Source organism: Microbacterium sp. NPDC089698 (genome assembly GCF_044749045.1).
Lineage (GTDB): Bacteria > Actinomycetota > Actinomycetes > Actinomycetales > Microbacteriaceae > Microbacterium.
Genome location: NZ_JBIVHE010000002.1, coordinates 565,182 through 582,239, shown reverse-complemented (window position 1 = coordinate 582,239; position 17,058 = coordinate 565,182). Strand labels below are relative to the sequence as shown.

Genomic DNA, 17,058 nt, shown 5'->3' with positions numbered 1-17,058 from the left:
CCTGCGAGCAGCTTCCTCGGCAGCAACAACTTCAACAACGGCGCCTCCACCACGAACTACGTTCTGCCCGGGGGCGCCACCAGCGCCACGCTGACCGCCGCGATGGTGCAGGCGAAGGTGGAGTGGATCATGCAGCACAGCTATCCGATGGTCTCCCTCAGCGCTCTCGAGGCAGCCACGGGGCAGTCCGGCCTGCTCGAAGACGACGTCATCGAGGCCACCCAGTACGCGATCTGGGCCTACACCGACCTGGCCTACATCGACAGCAACTGGCCCTTCGCCGACGGCGATCCCACGAATCAGACCCCCCGGTTCCTGCAGGAGAAGGCGGTGTACACCTACCTCGTGAACGGCGCCTGGAACAATACGGCGACAGCCCCCAGCAGCTGCCTCAAGGTCGTCTCCTCCAGCACCTCGCAGTGCGGTACGCCCACGACCGGAGCCCACAAGCAGTCGCTCGCGATGGTGTGCGACTGCGCCTGACGTCCTGCCCGCCCCGCTCGACACCGGGCTGACCGGGCACGGGCGACAGCGCCGATGGATCACGTGCCGGCGCTGAAACGGACTCGGAGAAGGCATGCGAGAAAGGTGGTGGTCCGCGGACATCGGCTGCGGACCACCACCTCCCGGTGATCGGAAATGTCTCAGCAGATTCGGACAGCGGATCTCGACGCGGGTGAGCGAGTCTCTGGAATGCTCACCGACCGCGAAATCGGGACTCCCGCATTCCTGGTGCTGCCCGGAAAGCGCAACGCGGTGCGGCCCGCACCTGCAGAGGTCGGATCCGCTGCAAATGCGAACCGCAATCGTCTCCGCGGCACGGGCCGCACCCGAAAGACCGCCGGAAGGAATGTCCCTGCGGTCTCGCAAGAAATGAGTGGGAAGAGGACGGGAAGTGACGCGGCTTCCCTTTCCGAGAGGGCTGCTCATTGCGACGACGCGCAATGCACCGGACCGGGTCGAAGCCCCTCACGAGTAGACGACATCGGTGCGGAGACCGACGGTCATCAACGACCTCGAGCTCGACAAGAGCCGGGCGATACTCCCCGAGTCGAGCGACTGCGCGCCGGCGAGGACGGGCAGAGAATGATGCGGCCGGTCTCCAGACCGGCCGCATCCCGCCAGCCACGTGGCGTATACGGCCGATGGGAAATCGACACGATGAGGAGCTGGAACCTCATCGGCGGTGCCGTATGTCTTCAAGAGACCACATCCGCGACGGAACATGACGGCGAAGAATTCGAAGAATCTGAAGTCGTCGCGAAAAGACCGACTCACCGTCGCAGAATCGGCGCCGGGTGCCGCTCAGGACGGGATTCGTCACCTGCAGCAGGCAATTGACTCTTTTGACGTGGAAGCCGCGCGACCCGAACTCGCGACTTCGTGCTGGAACGGTCGCCCTGTTCGCTCCGGCTGGACCTGGGGGCCGGGGAGGGTGCATGGCGTACGGCCGCAGCGACGCCGAATTGCTCCGACAGGTCCGGGCCGGGGACCGCCGAGCGTACGCCACGCTCTGGGAGAATCACTACGACGCAGGGGTGCGCTATGCGCGCAAGTTCTTGCCCGAGCGATCAGAAGACCTCGCCTCGGAGGCGTTCCTCCGCGTCTATCAGCAGGTGACGACGACGACCACGGGGCCCGAGTTCGCGTTCCGCTCGTATCTGAAAGCAGTGATCCGGAACACCGCCATGCGCTGGCGCCGCGAGGCGGAGTTCCTGATCGACGCGGAGAACATCGATCAGGTCGACGATCGCGATGGTCTCGCCGCCGTCGGGACCCGCTCCGGTGCGGACACCATCGCGCAGGTGTTCGGCACGTTGCCGCTGCGATGGCAACGTGTGCTCTGGCTCGCCGATGTGGAGCAGGTGTCGCGGACCGCCATCGCAGAGGACTTGGGCATTCGCCCGAACGCCGTGTCCGCACTGCACCGCCGCGCCAGAGCAGGCTTCAAGCTGCGCTGGATCGAGCTGCATCTTCCGCCTCTGCTCCGCGATCGTCCCGACCACGCGGTGCGACTGTTCCCGCGCTATCTCACGGAGCCGAGCGACGCAGCCGTGGCCGCTGAGGTCGTGACCCATCTTGCGATCTGCGTGATCTGTGCGCACGTCCTACCGGAACTCGTCGAGATGAGTTCGACGTTCTTCTGAGCGCCCGAGCCTCGGCTCAGCGGAAGCGGCGCAGCCTCAGGCTGTTGCCCACCACGAAGACGCTCGAGAACGCCATCGCGGCTCCGGCCAGCATGGGGTTCAGCAGGCCCAGCGCGGCGATCGGGACCGCGGCCACGTTGTACGCGAAGGCCCAGAACAGGTTCGTCTTGATGGTGCCGAGCGTGCGGCGGGAGAGCCGGATCGCGTCGGCCGCGGTGCGCAGATCTCCGCGCACGAGCGTGATGTCGCTGGCCTCGATCGCGACGTCGGTGCCCGTGCCCATCGCCATGCCGAGGTCGGCCTTCGCGAGCGCGGGGGCGTCGTTCACGCCGTCGCCCACCATCGCCACGACGCGCCCCTCCTCCTGCAGCCGGGTGACCACGTCGACCTTGCCCTCGGGGAGCACCTCGGCGATCACCTCGTCGATGCCCACCTCCGCGGCGATCCGGCGGGCGACCGCCTCATTGTCCCCGGTGAGCAGGATCGGGGTGAGACCGAGGCGCTTGAGCGCGGTGACGGCCTCGGCGCTCGTGGGCTTCACGGTGTCGGCGATCACGACGACGCCGCGGGCGGATCCGTCCCAGCCGACAGCGATGACGGTCTTGCCGCCGGCCTCGGCCTCGGCCTTCGCCGCCGCGACGCCCGGGCTCAGGTGCTGCGCCCAGTCCGCGAGCAGCGCCTCCCGTCCCACGAGCACGGCGTGACCGTCGACGATGCCCTGCACGCCACGACCCGGGATGTTCTCGAAGGACTCGACGGGCGGGACCGGCCCCGCACCGGCCGCCGCGCGGGCCACGGCCTGCGCGATCGGGTGCTCGGACGCGCCCTCGACGGCGCCGGCCAGGCGCAGCAGCTGGGCGGGATCCGTGCCGTCCTCGGCGACGACGCCGGTGACCTCCATGCGCCCGCTCGTCACCGTGCCGGTCTTGTCGAGCACGATCGTGTCGACCTTGCGGGTGGACTCCAGCACCTCCGGTCCCTTGATGAGGATCCCGAGCTGCGCCCCGCGGCCGGTGCCCACGAGCAGCGCCGTCGGGGTGGCCAGGCCGAGCGCGCACGGGCACGCGATCACGAGCACCGCCACCGCGGCCGTGAACGCCGCCGTAGCGGGGAATCCCGCGCCGAGCCAGGCGCCGAGCGCCACCACGGCGATCGCGATCACGATCGGCACGAACACTCCGCTGATCCGGTCCGCGAGGCGCTGCACCTCGGCCTTGCCGGTCTGCGCATCCTCGACGAGTCGCGCCATCTGCGCGAGCTGGGTGTCGGATCCGACGCGCGCGGCCCGTACGACGAGGCGTCCGCCCGCGTTGACGGTCGCACCGGCCACCGTGTCGCCCGCGCCGACCTCGACCGGCACCGATTCGCCGGTGAGCATCGAGGCGTCGACGGCCGAGGTCCCGGAGACGACGACGCCGTCGGTCGCGATCTTCTCTCCCGGTCGCACCACGAACTCGTCGCCGACCGCGAGCTGCGCGATCGGGATCCGCACCTCCTGGGTCCCTGAGTCCGCACCCCCGACCCCTGCCCCGGCCCCTGAGCCCGTCGAAGGACGCAGCACCGCCACATCCTTGGCGCCCAGCTCGAGCAGCGCGCGCAGCGCCGCGCCCGCCCGCCGCTTCGAGCGCTTCTCGAAGTACCGGCCGGCCAGGATGAACACGGTCACGCCCGCGCCCACCTCGAGGTAGATGTTGCTGCTGCCGTCACCGGCCTGCAGGGCGAACGAGAACTCGTGCCTCATACCGGGCATGCCGGCCGTGCCGAAGAACAGGGCGTACAGCGACCAGCCGAAAGCGGCCAGCGTGCCCATCGAGATGAGCGTGTCCATGGTCGCGGCGCCGTGACGAAGGTTCAGCCACGCGGCGCGGTGGAACGGCCACGCACCCCACACGATCACGGGAGCGGCGAGCGCGAGCGACGCCCACTGCCAGTGGGGGAACTGCAGCGCGGGGATCATCGCCATCGCGATGACGGGCACGGCCAGCACGGTGCTGACGACGAGCCGGGTGCGCAGCGAGCGCAGCTCGGGGTCGTCGGACTCCGCCGCCGGCGCGCCCGAGCCGTCCGACGGCGCCTCCGTGGCGGGCGGCGCAGGGAGCACCGCGGAGTAGCCGATGTCCTCGACCTGGGCGATGAGCTTCGCGGGGTCGAAGCCGTCCGGCAGGTCGACCTTCGCCTTCTCGGTCGCGTAGTTCACGGTGGCCGTGACACCGTCGATCCGGTTGAGCGTCTTCTCGATGCGGTTCGCGCAGGAGGCGCACGTCATCCCGCCGATCTCGAGCTCCACGCTGTTCGCGTTCATGGGTGCATCTCCTTCCGGGTCGGTCGTCTTCGAGGGTGGTCAGTGCTGATGCGTCGTCGTCGCGGAGCCGTCGTGCGCGTCCAGGACGAATGCCGCCGTGTGCACGGATCCGGAGGCCATGAAGTCGAAGTAGAGCAGGTAGCGGCCGGCGGTGGGCACGTGCGCGCCGAAGCGCACGTCCGGTCCGGACGTCGCCTCCGGGCCTGTCGGGGCAGCGCCCTCGGGGTGCACGTGCAGGTAGGCGAGGTCGCCTTCGCGCAGCGCGACCAGATGCCCGAAGGCGCCGAGGTACGGCTGCAGCGCCGTGACGGGCACGCCGTCGCGCCGGACGGTGACGGTCAGTTCGGAGTCGGATCCGGCGACCAGATCGCCCGCGATGCCCACGTCGAAGCCGTCGACGCTCGTCTCCGTGCTCGTCGCGGGGACGACGGGCGCGAAGGATCCGGCCACGTCGACGGTGCGCGTGAGCGCGACCGGCTCCGCGCCGGCCGCCGCGAAGTCGGTGAACACCCGGTACGAGCCGGCGGCGGTCCAGGACCAGGGGATGCTCCAGGTGCCGGCGCTCGCGTCGAGCGTCGGGTGCACGTGCCGGAACTCGGCGCCGTCGCTGCGGACGACGATGAGGTGCAGGTCCTTCTCGTGCTGCGGCGTGTATGCGGTGACCGGGGCGCCGGATCCGTCCAGGATCCGGAAGCTCAGCGTCCCCTGCTCCCCCACCGCGACCGGCGCGGAGACCGGACTCAGCGCGTACCCGCCCGCGGCGAGGGACACGCCGGCGGTCGTCTCAGCCGCAGCCTGAGCGCCGTGGCCGCCGTCCCCCTGCGCCGCGGCGTCGTGTGCGTCGTGCCCGTTCATGCTCTTCTCCTCCTGCTGAGTGCTCTGCGCCGCGGCCTCCCGCGGGGCGACGAGCGCCGCGGCGCCGAACGCGACGGCGAACGCCGCCGCGAGCCCGGCCCCGTAGAGGCCCAGTCGTCCCGCGGCGTTCATCAGGCCCGCACCGCCCGGTATCCGGCCTCGTCGACGGCCGCGAACACGCTCGCGTCCTCGAGCGGGGCGCTCGCCGTGATCCGGAGCGAGCCGTCGGCCGCGCTCACCTCGACGGCATCGACGCCGGCGATCTTGCCGACCTCGCGGCGCACGGACATCTCGCAGTGCCCGCAGGTCATCCCGGTCACCTGGTACTCGGTCGTGGTCATGTCGTCTCCTTCGGTCGATACCCCATCCGGGTATCCGATATCGACAACCATATACCCCCTGGGGGTATTCCGCATCCATCGACGAAAGCCGCCGCGAGGGAACGGCGGATCAGGGAGTCACACCGGCGCGACGCGCCGTCCTACAGTCAGTGCAGCGCGCCGTCCGCCTCGACCACGCGCCAGGCGTGCAGCCGCACGGCGAGGCCGGCCCTGGTCGGCGCGCACACGAACGGCCCCGCCTCGGCGAGGATCTCGCCCGGGAACGGCAGCACGCGCACGAGCTGGAGCGGCGCTCCGACGAGACCGGCCCGCACCGTGAGCGCGTCCGCGCCGCGGCTCACCCGCACCAGGATCCGGCGATCCGCCCACTCCGGCACCGGGGCCAACGACCAGTCCGAAGCCCCCTCGGTGACGACGGCGCCGACCTGCGGCCGGCCGTCCGCGAACTCGACCCCCGCCTTGACCCAGCGCTCCTCCGAGACGCGCACGAAGACGCCCGCCTGGTCGAACTGCGCGGAGAACGCCGCGGTGAACTCCACCTCCACGGCCGTGTCGACCTCGAACGGCACGAGGAGCGCATGCTCGCTGTCGTGCACGAAGCCGTAGGACGTGATCCGCCAGGCGTCGCTGCCTTCGACGGCGGTGACGACGAGGTCCCCCCGTTCTTCGACGACCCCCGCAGGATCGTGGGTCCAGCGTCCGTCCGACCAGGCGATGTCCGTCATGACCTCAGGCTACGGGCGGCCGCGACCGCGGGCCGCGTCGGTGCCGGTAGTGTCGGCTCCATGTCCGACGGAACCGCACCCGCTGCCGGGGCGCCCGACGGAACCGCCGAGGCCGCCGCGGTCGCCGCGCCGGTCAGCGCCCGCGCCCGGCAGCGCGCCGCGGACCGCTGGTTCCGCGAGCAGGGACTTCCGACGTTCGTACCGCTGCGGCGCTGGTTCACGGATCTGCCGCGCCGCGTCGCCCCGCTGGTGACCGCGGTCACGCTGGTCACCGCACTGCTCTCGGGGATGGGCGAGGCGATCGATACGGCCGCCGAGCTCCTGCCCGATGACGAATGGGCGCTGCTGGGGATCGTGGTGCTCATCCTCGGCGTCACCGCGATCATCGCCTGGGCCGGATTCCGGCTCGTCCGCGCGGCGCTGCGCCGCCTCCCCGCCCCCTCCGGCACCGCGGTCGCAGGGGTCGTGATCGCGGTGTGTCTCGCCGCGCTCGTCGTCGGCGGCTACCTGCTGCGGCCGGGAGCCGTGGTCGCCCCGGTGATCGAGGGGCTCGTCCTGGTCGCCGTGTGCATGCTGATCACGGGTGCCGGCGGTGGCGCGCTGCTCTCCTGGGGCAGCCGCCTCGCCGTGCGCAACGTCTCGGCGATCGGGCACATGGCATCGATCGCGCTTCCCGTGATCCTGATGCTGGTCGTCTTCGCCTTCTTCTCGGCCGAGGTCTGGCAGATGAGCTCGGCGCTGCACTGGGGATCCATCGCCCTCATCGGCGCGGTGGTCGCGGCGCTGGCGCTGATCGTGGTCCTGCGCGTGTGCGCCTCCGAGATCGACGAGATCCGGCAGACCCTCACGCCCGAGGAACGCGCCGCCCTGCTCACGGGCACGCCGATCGCGCAGGACGGATCCACGTCAGCGCCCTCGGCGCCGTCCGCGCCGCTGCGCCTCGTCCAGCGCTTCAACGTGATGCTCGTGATGGCGGTGGCCCAGCTCATGCAGGCGGTGTTGTTCGCAGCGATGCTGTGGGCGCTGCTCGTGCTCATCGGCGGCATCGCCATCCCGGTCGGGATCGTGGAGCTGTGGGTGGGCCCGGGAACGCCCGCCCACCCCCTGCAGGTGGAGCGCTTGACGATCGGCGGTGCGACGCTGCCGATCACCATGAACCTCGTCAAGACGGCGGCGCTGATGTCGATCATCTCCTCGCTGCCTTTCGTGCTGTCGGCCGTCAGCGAGCAGCGCTACCGGGAGCGCTTCTTCGACCCGATCATGGCTGACATGCGGCGCGCGATCGTCGTGCGCGATGTGCTCATGGCCCGCACCCGCGGAGGCCGCGCCTCCGGCTGAGCCGTAGAATCCGGCCATGCGCATCGTCGTCTCCGGCACGCACGCGACCGGCAAGAGCACGCTGATCTCCGACTTCGCCCTCCTCCATCCGGAGTTCGCCGTGCTGCCCGATCCGTTCGACCTCGTGGACGAGGGCCCCGGATCCGGATCCTTCGTCGCGCAACTGCGGTTCAGCGCCGAGCGACTCCTCGATCCCGACCTCCCGCGCGCCGTGATCGCCGAGCGCGGCCCCCTCGACTTCCTCGCCTACCTCGCGGCGGTCGACGGGCTCGGCCGGTCAGCCGCCGCGGGGGAACTCGTCCGCCGAGAGGCGCCCCTCGCCGCGAGAGCCATGGCGGAGGTCGATCTACTGGTGCTGCTCGCGCCAGAGGACATCGCGGTGCCGGACGACGAGGATCCGGAGCTCCGCGACGCCATGGCCGAGGCGCTGCTCGACCTCGTGGACGATCCCGACCTCACCGGGACGGCGCGGATCCTGGAGTTGCAGGGAGATCCGGCGACCCGTCTGGCCGGACTGCGAGGCGCCGTCTCGGGCTGATCCCCCGCGTCGGAGCGCGCGAGACACCAGGATCCGCACGAGAAACCACGTCTGCCGTGGTGTCTCATGCAGGATCCGGTTTCTCGCGGGCGCGGTCCGGATCCGGATCGCGGGTCAGGCCTGCAGCGCCTGCTCCAGATCTGCGAGCAGGTCGACGATGTCCTCCAGGCCGACCGAGAGGCGCACGACCTCGACGGGCACGGCCGCCTCGGTGCCGCGCACGGAGGCGTGCGTCATCGCATCGGGGTAGTTGACGAGGGACTCCACGCCGCCGAGCGACTCCGCGAGCTGGAACACGCGCGTCGACTCGGCGAAGCGACGGGCGGCCTCGCCCGACTCCAGCGCGACCGAGACGATGCCGCCGAAGCCCGACATCTGCCGGGCGGCCAGCTCGTGCCCGGGGTGGGAGGGCAGACCCGGGTAATAGACGCGCGCGACGCGGGGGTGCGCGTCGAGGAACGCGGCGACGGCGCGGGCGTTCTCGTCGTGCTGACGCATCCGCACCGGCAGCGTCTTGATGCCGCGCGTGGTGAGCCAGGCGTCGAACGGGCCGGAGACGGCGCCGACCGCGAACTGCAGGAAGCCGATCTTCTCGGCGAGGGCGTCGTCGCGCAGTACGACCGCGCCGCCGACGACGTCGGAGTGCCCGCCGAGGTACTTCGTGGTGGAGTGCACGACCACGTCCGCACCCAGCTCGAGAGGGCGCTGCAGCGCGGGGGTCGCGAAGGTGTTGTCGACCACGACGACGGATCCGGCGTCGTGTCCGATCGCGGCGAGCGCGGCAATGTCCGAGATGCGCAGCAGCGGGTTCGACGGCGTCTCGACCCACAGCACGCGCGGCGCCTTGGCCGCGACGGCGTCCCGCACCGCATCCGTGTCGCTCATGTCGACCACCTGCAAGGTCACGCCCCAGGCGCCGAGCACCCGTGAGATGAGCCGGAAGGTGCCGCCGTAGACGTCGTTGCCGAGCAGCACGTGGTCGCCCGGCTGCAGGATCGCACGCAGCAGGGTGTCCTCCGCCGCGAGGCCGGAGGCGAAGGAGTAGGCGTGCGTGCCGCCCTCGAGCGCGGCGAGCTGCGCCTGCAGGGCGTCCCGCGTCGGGTTGCCGCTGCGGCCGTACTCGTAGCCCTGGCGGAGGCCGCCGATGCCGTCCTGCACGAACGTCGTGGACAGGTGCAGCGGGGGGATCACCGCCCCCGTGTACGGGTCGGCGGCCTGGCCCGCGTGGATCGCGGCGGTGGCGGTCTTGTCGGTATCGATGGTCATGGTCGGTTCCCTCCGGGTCAGTCGTTCGCGCCGGCTGCGGGGCCGGCCTGGTCGGTCGTCGCGGGTGCGGCGGCTGGCACGTCGAAGCCGTGCGCGCTCATCCAGCCGTCGTCGTAGAGCTTGTCGAGATAGCCGCGGCCGTGGTCGGGAAGCAGTACGACGACCACGTCGTCCTCCCCCAGGCCCTCTGCGACGCGCAGCGCCGCCACGACGGCCATGCCGCTGGAGCCGCCGACGAGGAGCCCCTCCTCGCGGGCGAGCCGGCGGGTCATCGCGAACGACTCCGCATCGGAGATCCGCTCGTAGCCGTCGACCACGGCGGGGTCGAACGTGGACGGCAGGAAGTCCTCGCCCACGCCCTCGACGAGATAGGGGTGGATGTCGCCGCCGGAGTAGATGGATCCCTCCGGATCCGCACCGACCACCCGCACCCGGCCCTCGCTGACCTCCTTGAGGTAGCGCCCGGTGCCGCTGATCGTGCCGCCCGTGCCGATGCCCGCGACGAAGTGCGTGACTCGGCCGTCGGTGTCGCTCCAGATCTCGGGGCCGGTGGACTCGTAGTGTCCGCGCGGACCGTTCTGGTTGGCGAACTGGTTCGGATTGAAGGCGCCGGGGATCTCGCGCGCGAGCCGGGCGGCGACCGAGTAGTACGACTCGGGATGCTCGGGCGGCACGGAAGTCGGCGTGACGACCACCTCGGCCCCGTAGGCCCGGAGCGTCGCGACCTTGGGCCCGTCGAACTTGTCCGGCACGACGAACACCATACGATAGCCGCGCTGCAGTGCGATCAGCGCCAGGCCGACCCCGGTGTTGCCGCTCGTGGCCTCGACGATCGTGCCGCCGGGCCGGAGCAGTCCGTCGCGCTCGGCCGCGTCGACGATGGATCGGGCGATGCGATCCTTCGCGGATCCACCCGGGTTGAAGTACTCGACCTTGGCGAGCACGGTCGCGCGGATCGGCCCGCGGTCGGCGGTCGCACCGACGACGGAGGAGAGACGGACGAGGGGCGTCGCGCCGACGAGATCGGCGACGTGGCTGGCGTAGCGCACGGAAGGAGTCCTGAACGGTGATCGCGCGGAGCGCGCGGGCTGTCTGTGGTCGTCGAAGGAGCGCGGATCGCGCTCAGAGACAACAACGACAGGTCAGGGCCACGGTGTCAACCTAACATCCCGGCTTCGAAGCGCGCAAATGGCTCGATCCGGACCCGGAATCGGGTCATTCGCGCGCTTCGAACCGGGCGGGCGGGGTCACTCCAGGAGGGTGAAGCCCGACTCGTAGCGGGTCTTGCCGAGCGCCGCCATGATGATCTGGAGGAAGCCCATCGCCTCGAGCTCCCTCGCCCGGGTGAGCGGACCCACGTCGACCGCGCGCATCCCCGCCGCCTCGATCAGCGCCGCCACGGCCATCTTCGCGTCCGCGTAGTCTCCGGCGAACAGGACCGATGTGCGGGTCGTCCCGTTCGTGCCCGAGGTGAGGGTGTCGCCGAGGTTCACGTTGAACGCCTTGACCACGGCCGCGCCCTCGGGGAGGGCCTTGGCGAGCTCGGCCGCGGTCGACGAGTCCGCCGGAGACGTCAGCGCGTCGTAGGTGGAGAAGTCGATCGGGTTGCTGATGTCGATGACGACCCTGCCGCCGAGCCGGTCCCGGTAGTGCTCGAGGATGCTCGCATAGGCCCCGGAAGGGACGGCGAGCACGACGAGATCCCCGGTGAGCTCGTCGCCGATGACGCCGTACTCGAAACCGGGACGCGCGGCGGACATGCTCGCCGGGCTGCGCTTGAGGATCTGGATGTCGGCGCCGGCGCGGGAGGCGACCTCCGCGATCGCCGCGCCCATCTTCCCGCTGCCGATGATGCTGATCGAAGTCATGCGAACTGGACCTTCCGGAATCGAGTGAGTGCTTGTTCGGCCACCTTGTGCGCGTCGTAATCGAACACCGCGCTCCGGCGGAAGTCCCGGCCGACGCGGATGTCGGCATCGCGCTTCGCGAGATCCGCGAACTCGTACTGCGCATCGAACATGGCGCCGGCTCTGCGCGATCCGCTCTGCAGGATCGCGGTGCGCTGCATGCGGACGGCGGTGTAGCGGCGGAACGCCTCCGGGATGTCGGAGACGTCATCCGCCGCCGCAAGGAAGGTCGCGAGGGCCATGCTGTCCTCGATCGCCTGGCTCACGCCCTGTCCCTGGTGGGGCAGCATCGTGTGCGCCGCGTCGCCGAGCAGGGTGATCGCCCCTCGGGACCAGTCGGTGAGGGGCTCGTGGTCGAAGAGACCCCACCAGAACGTCCGATCGATGAGCCCGATGAACTGCTGGAGCTTCGGATCCCATCCGTCGCCCGCGAACTCCGCCGCGAGCTCGCCGACCTCCGCCGGTCCCGACCACGGCCCGTGCAGGGGCCGGTCGCTCGGGATTCCTGCGACGAAGTTGATCAGCTTCCGCTGCTGCAGCGGGTAGCACATGAAGTGCCGGCTGTCGCCCATCCAGACCTGGCTGATCATGGGCCAGTCCGCGGGCAGGCGGGACGCGTCGACGACGCCGCGGTAGACGAGGTATCCGGAGTAGACGGGCTCGGGGAACTGTCCGACGGCCTTGCGCACCACGGAGTGGATCCCGTCCGCTCCGACGACGGCATCGAAGACGTCCTCCGCGCCGTTCTCGAACGTCACGCGGACGCCCGAGTCCACGGTCTCCACCGCGCTCAGGCGATGACCGAGGCGGATGCAGTCCGGATCGATGTCCTGCGCCAGGGCGTCGATGAGGTCAGGCCGGTACATCCCGATGTTGCGGTACTGCTTCGCCGAGTCCTCCCACGCCGCGTCTGTGACCATGCGGCCCATGGCGTCCAGATAGACGCCGTGTCCGTCCGGGACCGCTCCTGCGCTCCTGATCCGGTCGAGCACACCCAGCCGGTCGAGGACGCGTGAGGCGTTCGGCGCGACCGTGACGCCCGCCCCCACTTCGCCCAGCGCGCCGGCCTGCTCGAACACGGTGACCTGGACCCCGGCGATCCGCGTCAAGGCGATCGCCGCCGTGAGGCCGCCCATCCCCCCGCCGATGATCCCGATCCTGGTGGCGTGACTGACCATTTCCTTCTCCTTGATTGACGTGTGCAGGAACGTGCGCGGCGTCAGCGCTTCCCGGCGAGCGCGCCGACCGGTGCCCCGGCGGCCTCCCGCGGGGCGAACATCGTGGCGCCGCTCGCCTGCTCGGCTTCGTGGTCGGGGCCGAGGGGGATGCCGCTGCGGTCGCGCAGGCACAGGGTCGCCCCCGCTCCCAGAAGGGTGGCGAAGAGCAGGTAGGCCGAGACGGCCGCCGTGGTGCCGGTGGCGCCCAGCAGCATCTGCGCGATCATCGGGGCGAAGGCGCCCCCCAGGACCGCGCCGACCGCGTAGGTGATCGACACCCCGGAGAAGCGGATCGAGGCGGGGAAGATCTCCGCGTACCAGGCGGCCAGCGGCCCGTAGGTGAGGCCGAGACCGGTCGAGATCAGCAGCAGCGCGATGTAGAGGCCCGGCAGCCCTCCGGCGTCGACGAGCCAGAAGATCGGGAAGACGATGACGGCCTGCAGCGCGAATCCGATCAGGAAGGTGTTGCGCCGGCCGATCGCGTCGGCCAGGTAGCCCGCCAAGAGCGTGGAGAAGAACCAGACGGCGGCCGCGAAGACCGCGGCCAGCAGGACCGCCGTGGTGTCGATGCTCTGCACGTTGATCGCATAGCTGTTCAGGAACCCGCCCGTCGTCATGTAGCCGAGGGTGCCGTTGCCCACGAACACGAGCGCGGCGAGGATCACCAGATGCCAGTAGCGCCGGAACAGCGTCACGATCGGGAGGCTCGCCTGCTTGCCGCGCTTCGCGATCTCCGCGAACACCGGGCTCTCCTCGACCGAGCGACGGATCACGAAGCCGACCACGATGAGGACGACGCTCGCCAGGAACGGCACCCGCCAGCCCCACTGCAGATACGCCGCGCCCGGAGAGATCACACCGGTCATGAGGGCGGTCATGCCCGAGGCGAGCAGGAATCCGAGCGGCACACCGAGCTGGGGCCAGGAGCCCGCGCGACCGCGGCGGTCCGCGGGAGCGTGCTCGACGGCCATCAGGACCGCGCCGCCCCACTCGCCCCCGGCGGACAGGCCCTGCAGGATCCGGAGCAGGAGCAGGAGGATCGGCGCCGCGATGCCGATCTGGGCGAACGTCGGCAGCGCGCCGATGAGCGTCGTCGCCGCGCCCATGAGGACGAGTGTGACGACGAGCATCGCCCGCCGTCCGATGACATCGCCGAAGTGACCGGCCAGGAATGCGCCGAGAGGACGGAAGAGGAAGGAGATGCCGACCGTGGCGAAGGACAGCAGGAGCGCGATCTCCTTGCCCGCGGGCTGGAAGAAGAGCTGCGCGAACACGAGCCCTGCGCTCGTGGCGTAGATGAAGAAGTCGTACCACTCGATCGTGGTGCCGATGATCGTGGCGAACGCGATCCGTCGCTGAGAGGCGCGGTCGCCGGGGGCAGGAGCGGAGGTCATGGTTGTCCCTAACGTCATTGTTCTCCCTCCGTCGAGGAGGGTTCGGGAAGCGGGTCCTCTCATCGTGGGACACCGATGTCTGCGTGTAAATCGCAGTTATGCGCGGATATAGTTTGATGGAGCCGAAGAAGTTTCCCGAGGAGGACCGTCGTGGCCGATGTGAGCCTGAGACAGCTGGAGCTGTTCGCCGCGCTTCCGAACTTCACCACGCTGAGCGCTGCCGCCGCTCATCTGCACATCTCGGAGTCCGCGCTGTCCCAGGCCATCACGAGCCTCGAGAAGGCCGTGGGCGAGCAGCTGTGCGTGCGCCGCAAGGCGCGCGGCCTGACCCTGACGCCGACGGGTCAGGAGTTCGCCGAACAGGCCCGCAGGATCCTCGCGGACACCCAGGAGCTCGTCCTGCGGGCCGGCCGGGGCGAGGAGCTGCGAGGTCCGGTCAAGCTCGGCTGTTACGCGAGCTTCGCCACGAACGTGGTCCCCGAGCTTCTCGAGGGCTTTCCGAAGCGGCACCCCGGCGTGCGTCTCGAGATCATGGTGGGGACGAACGAGGAGCTGCTCTCCGCGCTCGAAGCAGGTCGCCTGGACGTCGCCCTCGTGTTCGACGTGTCCCTGCCGGTCGGATACCGCCGCCGGAAGGTCTACGCGACGGAGCTCGAGGTCCATCTGCATCCCGACCATCCGCTGACGAGGGCCGAGGCGGTGGACCTGGCGGATCTCGCCGACCAGCCCTGCATCCTGTACGACGCGGCCCCGAGCATCCGCAACGTGACCGACGCCTTCGCAGCCCGCGGGCTCGAGCCCCGCATCGAGACCCGGGTCACGCAGATCGGTCTCGTCGAGGCGCTCGTCGGGCGCGGACTCGGCTATGGGCTGCTCATGTCCCGGCCCAACGTCATCCCGATGAGCACCGAGGGCCGCCCGGTCGTGATCCGCCCCCTCGACCCTCCGGTGACGCGCTCCCACGTGGTGGGGATCTGGCCCGCCGACATGAATCTCACGCCGCGCGCCTCAGCGCTCCTCGACTTCGCCGTGGAGAAGCTCGGGGCCTGACCTCTCCTGGTTTCACAGCGCGCAAATGGCTCGATCCAGACCCGGAATCGGGTCATTCGCGCGCTTCGAAACGGGCAGGTATCGCCTCAGGCGCGGAGCAGGGCGTCCTCGAGGGCGACCCAGCCGAGCATCGCGCACTTGACGCGCGCGACGTAGCGGGAGACGCCGGTCAGGGCGGCGGCGTCTCCGTAGACGTCCTCGTCGAGCTCGATCGCGCCGCGGGAGCGCAGGGCCTCGCGGAACCCGTCGATGAGCTCCGCCGCCTCCGCCCGCGTGTGGCCGACCACGAGCTCGGTGAGCATCGAGGCGGACGCCTGCGAGATCGAGCAGCCGGATCCGTCCCAGCTCACCTCGGTGATGCGCTCGCCGTCGTCGGAGACGCGGGCGCGCAGGGTGATCTCGTCGCCGCAGATCGGGTTGCGCTGGTGCGACTCGGCGACATGCGCATCGGCCCCTGAGCCCGTCGAAGGGTCGGGGCCGAGCAGCCCCTTACCGTGCGGGCGCTTGGAGTGGTCCAGGATGAGCTCCTGGTACAGGTCCTCGAGGCCGCTCACGCGACCACCTCCTCGGCGGATCCGCTGACGCCGAAGAAGGCGCGCACCCCGGAGACCGCGTCGAGCATCCGGTCCACCTCGTCCGCGGTGTTGTAGAGCGCGGCCGAGGCGCGTACCGATGCGGTCACGCCGAGACGGGCGTGCACGGGCGCGGCGCAGTGGTGCCCGACGCGCACGGCGACACCACGGGAGTCGAGGAACTGGCCGACATCGTGCGCGTGCACCCCGTCGACCACGAAGGACTGCAGGGCCACCCGCTCCGCACCGTCGGCGGCGCCGAGAAGGCGTACGCCGTCGATCGCGCCGAGGCCGGTGCGCAGACGCTGCTCCAGCTCCTTCTCGTGCGCGTGCACCGCGTCCATGCCGAGACCGTCGAGGTACCGCACGGCGGCGGCGAGCGCGATCGCCTGCGACACGGGCTGCGTGCCGGCCTCGAAGCGCTGTGGCGGCGGGAGGAACTCGGTGCGCTCGAACGTGACGCGCGTGATCATCGAGCCGCCGGTGAGGAACGGCGGGAGCGCTCGGAGCACATCGCGTCGTCCGTACAGCCCGCCGATCCCGTACGGGCCCTGCATCTTGTGGCCGGAGAACACGGCGAGGTCGACGCCGAGGCCGGGCAGGTCGAGCGGAAGGTGCGGCGCGGACTGGCACGCGTCCAGCACGGTGAGCGCTCCGACGGACTGGGCGAGCGCGACGATCTCCGCCACCGGGTTGACGATGCCGAGCACGTTGGAGACGTGCGTGAAGGCGACGACGCGAGTGCGGGATCCGATGACCTCCGCCGCGTGATCGAGGTCGAGGGATCCGTCGTCGCGGATCCGGATCACGCGCAGGACGGCGCCCGTCCGGGCCGCGAGCTCCTGCCACGGCACGATGTTCGCGTGGTGCTCGGCCTCGGTGACGACGAGCTCGTCGCCCGGCTGCAGGACGAAGCGGGCGCTCTCCGGCAGACCACGCCCTGCCGTGGCGTTGCCGATCGCGTAGGCGACGAGGTTCAGCCCCTCGGTGGCGCCGTGCGTCCACACCACGTCGTCGGCGTCGGCGCCCACGAATCCGGCGACGGCGGCGCGGGCGTCCTCGTAGAGCTCGGTCGCCTCGGCCGCGAGCGTGTGCGCGCCGCGATGCACGGCGGCGTTCGAGCGCTCCAGGAAGTCGCGCTCGGCGTCCAGCACGACACGGGGCTTCTGGCTCGTCGCCGCGGAGTCGAGGTACGCCAGCGGGGCCCCGTTCACGGATTCGGCGAGCAGGGGGAAGTCGGCGCGGACGGCGGCCACATCGAGGGCGGGAGAACTCACACACCAACGCTACGTCAGTACCGGGCGCCCGGGACCCGTCCGGTCGAAGCGGGCTCGACCGGGTGAAGCGATGTGAAACAAGCGCACGCGCCTCTGGACAGATCCACCGCCGGGGCATAGCTTGTGGCG

General features: G+C 70.6%; 16 protein-coding genes. 5 read left to right on the top strand and 11 right to left on the bottom strand.

Features of this window, described 5'->3' with window-relative positions; all coding sequences use genetic code 11:
- The coding region (locus ACIPY5_RS09855; RefSeq protein ID WP_400969845.1) for a thioester domain-containing protein at positions 1-483 on the top strand (483 nt) is incomplete at its 5' end.
- Between the two features lie 956 nt (positions 484-1,439).
- Positions 1,440-2,147, top strand: a complete 708-nt coding sequence (locus tag ACIPY5_RS09850) for an RNA polymerase sigma factor (protein ID WP_400969842.1) — start codon at positions 1,440-1,442, stop codon at positions 2,145-2,147.
- Between the two features lie 16 nt (positions 2,148-2,163).
- On the opposite strand, the gene ACIPY5_RS09845 is transcribed toward ACIPY5_RS09850, so the two are convergent.
- The 4 genes from ACIPY5_RS09845 to ACIPY5_RS09830 form a co-directional block, all read right to left on the bottom strand.
- The gene (locus ACIPY5_RS09845) at positions 2,164-4,449 is read right to left on the bottom strand and encodes a heavy metal translocating P-type ATPase (protein ID WP_400969839.1); all 2,286 of its coding nucleotides are present in this window, start codon (positions 4,447-4,449) and stop codon (positions 2,164-2,166) included.
- A gap of 39 nt (positions 4,450-4,488) precedes the next feature.
- A complete protein-coding gene (locus ACIPY5_RS09840; RefSeq protein WP_400969837.1) occupies positions 4,489-5,436 on the bottom strand; it encodes a heavy-metal-associated domain-containing protein in 948 nt (315 codons plus the stop codon).
- Entirely contained in the window at positions 5,436-5,645 is a 210-nt protein-coding gene (locus tag ACIPY5_RS09835; protein ID WP_251443585.1) for a heavy-metal-associated domain-containing protein, read from the bottom strand. Before ACIPY5_RS09835 ends, ACIPY5_RS09840 begins: the two co-directional genes overlap by 1 nt.
- A gap of 146 nt (positions 5,646-5,791) precedes the next feature.
- Positions 5,792-6,370: a DUF1349 domain-containing protein gene (locus tag ACIPY5_RS09830; protein WP_400969833.1), complete on the bottom strand. Its 579-nt coding sequence runs from the start codon at positions 6,368-6,370 to the stop codon at positions 5,792-5,794.
- 60 nt (positions 6,371-6,430) lie between these two features.
- Here ACIPY5_RS09830 and ACIPY5_RS09825 point away from each other — a divergent pair, with 60 nt between their 5' ends.
- Both ACIPY5_RS09825 and ACIPY5_RS09820 read left to right on the top strand, forming a co-directional pair.
- Positions 6,431-7,708 (top strand): hypothetical protein, encoded by a 1,278-nt coding sequence (locus ACIPY5_RS09825; protein WP_400969830.1) that lies wholly within the window; start codon positions 6,431-6,433, stop codon positions 7,706-7,708.
- A gap of 16 nt (positions 7,709-7,724) precedes the next feature.
- Positions 7,725-8,246, top strand: a complete 522-nt coding sequence (locus ACIPY5_RS09820) for a hypothetical protein (RefSeq protein ID WP_400969827.1) — start codon at positions 7,725-7,727, stop codon at positions 8,244-8,246.
- A gap of 114 nt (positions 8,247-8,360) precedes the next feature.
- On the opposite strand, the gene ACIPY5_RS09815 is transcribed toward ACIPY5_RS09820, so the two are convergent.
- The 5 genes from ACIPY5_RS09815 to ACIPY5_RS09795 form a co-directional block, all read right to left on the bottom strand.
- The gene (locus ACIPY5_RS09815; protein WP_400969824.1) at positions 8,361-9,512 is read right to left on the bottom strand and encodes a cystathionine gamma-synthase; all 1,152 of its coding nucleotides are present in this window, start codon (positions 9,510-9,512) and stop codon (positions 8,361-8,363) included.
- A gap of 17 nt (positions 9,513-9,529) precedes the next feature.
- Complete coding sequence (locus ACIPY5_RS09810) at positions 9,530-10,561, bottom strand: pyridoxal-phosphate dependent enzyme (RefSeq protein ID WP_309340201.1); 1,032 nt, start codon at positions 10,559-10,561, stop codon at positions 9,530-9,532.
- Between the two features lie 198 nt (positions 10,562-10,759).
- Positions 10,760-11,380: an NADPH-dependent F420 reductase gene (locus ACIPY5_RS09805; RefSeq protein WP_400969820.1), complete on the bottom strand. Its 621-nt coding sequence runs from the start codon at positions 11,378-11,380 to the stop codon at positions 10,760-10,762.
- Positions 11,377-12,597 carry an FAD-dependent monooxygenase gene (locus tag ACIPY5_RS09800; protein ID WP_400969817.1) on the bottom strand — a complete coding sequence of 407 codons (1,221 nt, stop codon included), beginning with the start codon at positions 12,595-12,597 and terminating at the stop codon, positions 11,377-11,379. The genes ACIPY5_RS09805 and ACIPY5_RS09800 overlap by 4 nt, the downstream gene beginning before the upstream one ends.
- Positions 12,598-12,638: 41 nt before the next feature.
- Positions 12,639-14,030 (bottom strand): MFS transporter, encoded by a 1,392-nt coding sequence (locus tag ACIPY5_RS09795; protein WP_309340205.1) that lies wholly within the window; start codon positions 14,028-14,030, stop codon positions 12,639-12,641.
- A 150-nt stretch (positions 14,031-14,180) separates the two neighbouring features.
- Between ACIPY5_RS09795 and ACIPY5_RS09790 the strand changes: the two genes are divergently transcribed.
- Positions 14,181-15,080, top strand: a complete 900-nt coding sequence (locus ACIPY5_RS09790) for a LysR substrate-binding domain-containing protein (protein WP_400969813.1) — start codon at positions 14,181-14,183, stop codon at positions 15,078-15,080.
- A gap of 86 nt (positions 15,081-15,166) precedes the next feature.
- Here the strand turns inward: ACIPY5_RS09790 and sufU are convergent, their stop codons facing one another.
- Positions 15,167-15,634, bottom strand: coding sequence for a Fe-S cluster assembly sulfur transfer protein SufU (gene sufU / locus ACIPY5_RS09785; protein WP_400969810.1), 468 nt, complete (start codon positions 15,632-15,634; stop codon positions 15,167-15,169).
- Positions 15,631-16,929: an aminotransferase class V-fold PLP-dependent enzyme gene (locus ACIPY5_RS09780; RefSeq protein WP_400969807.1), complete on the bottom strand. Its 1,299-nt coding sequence runs from the start codon at positions 16,927-16,929 to the stop codon at positions 15,631-15,633. Before ACIPY5_RS09780 ends, sufU begins: the two co-directional genes overlap by 4 nt.
- Between the last annotated feature and the right edge of the window lie 129 nt (positions 16,930-17,058).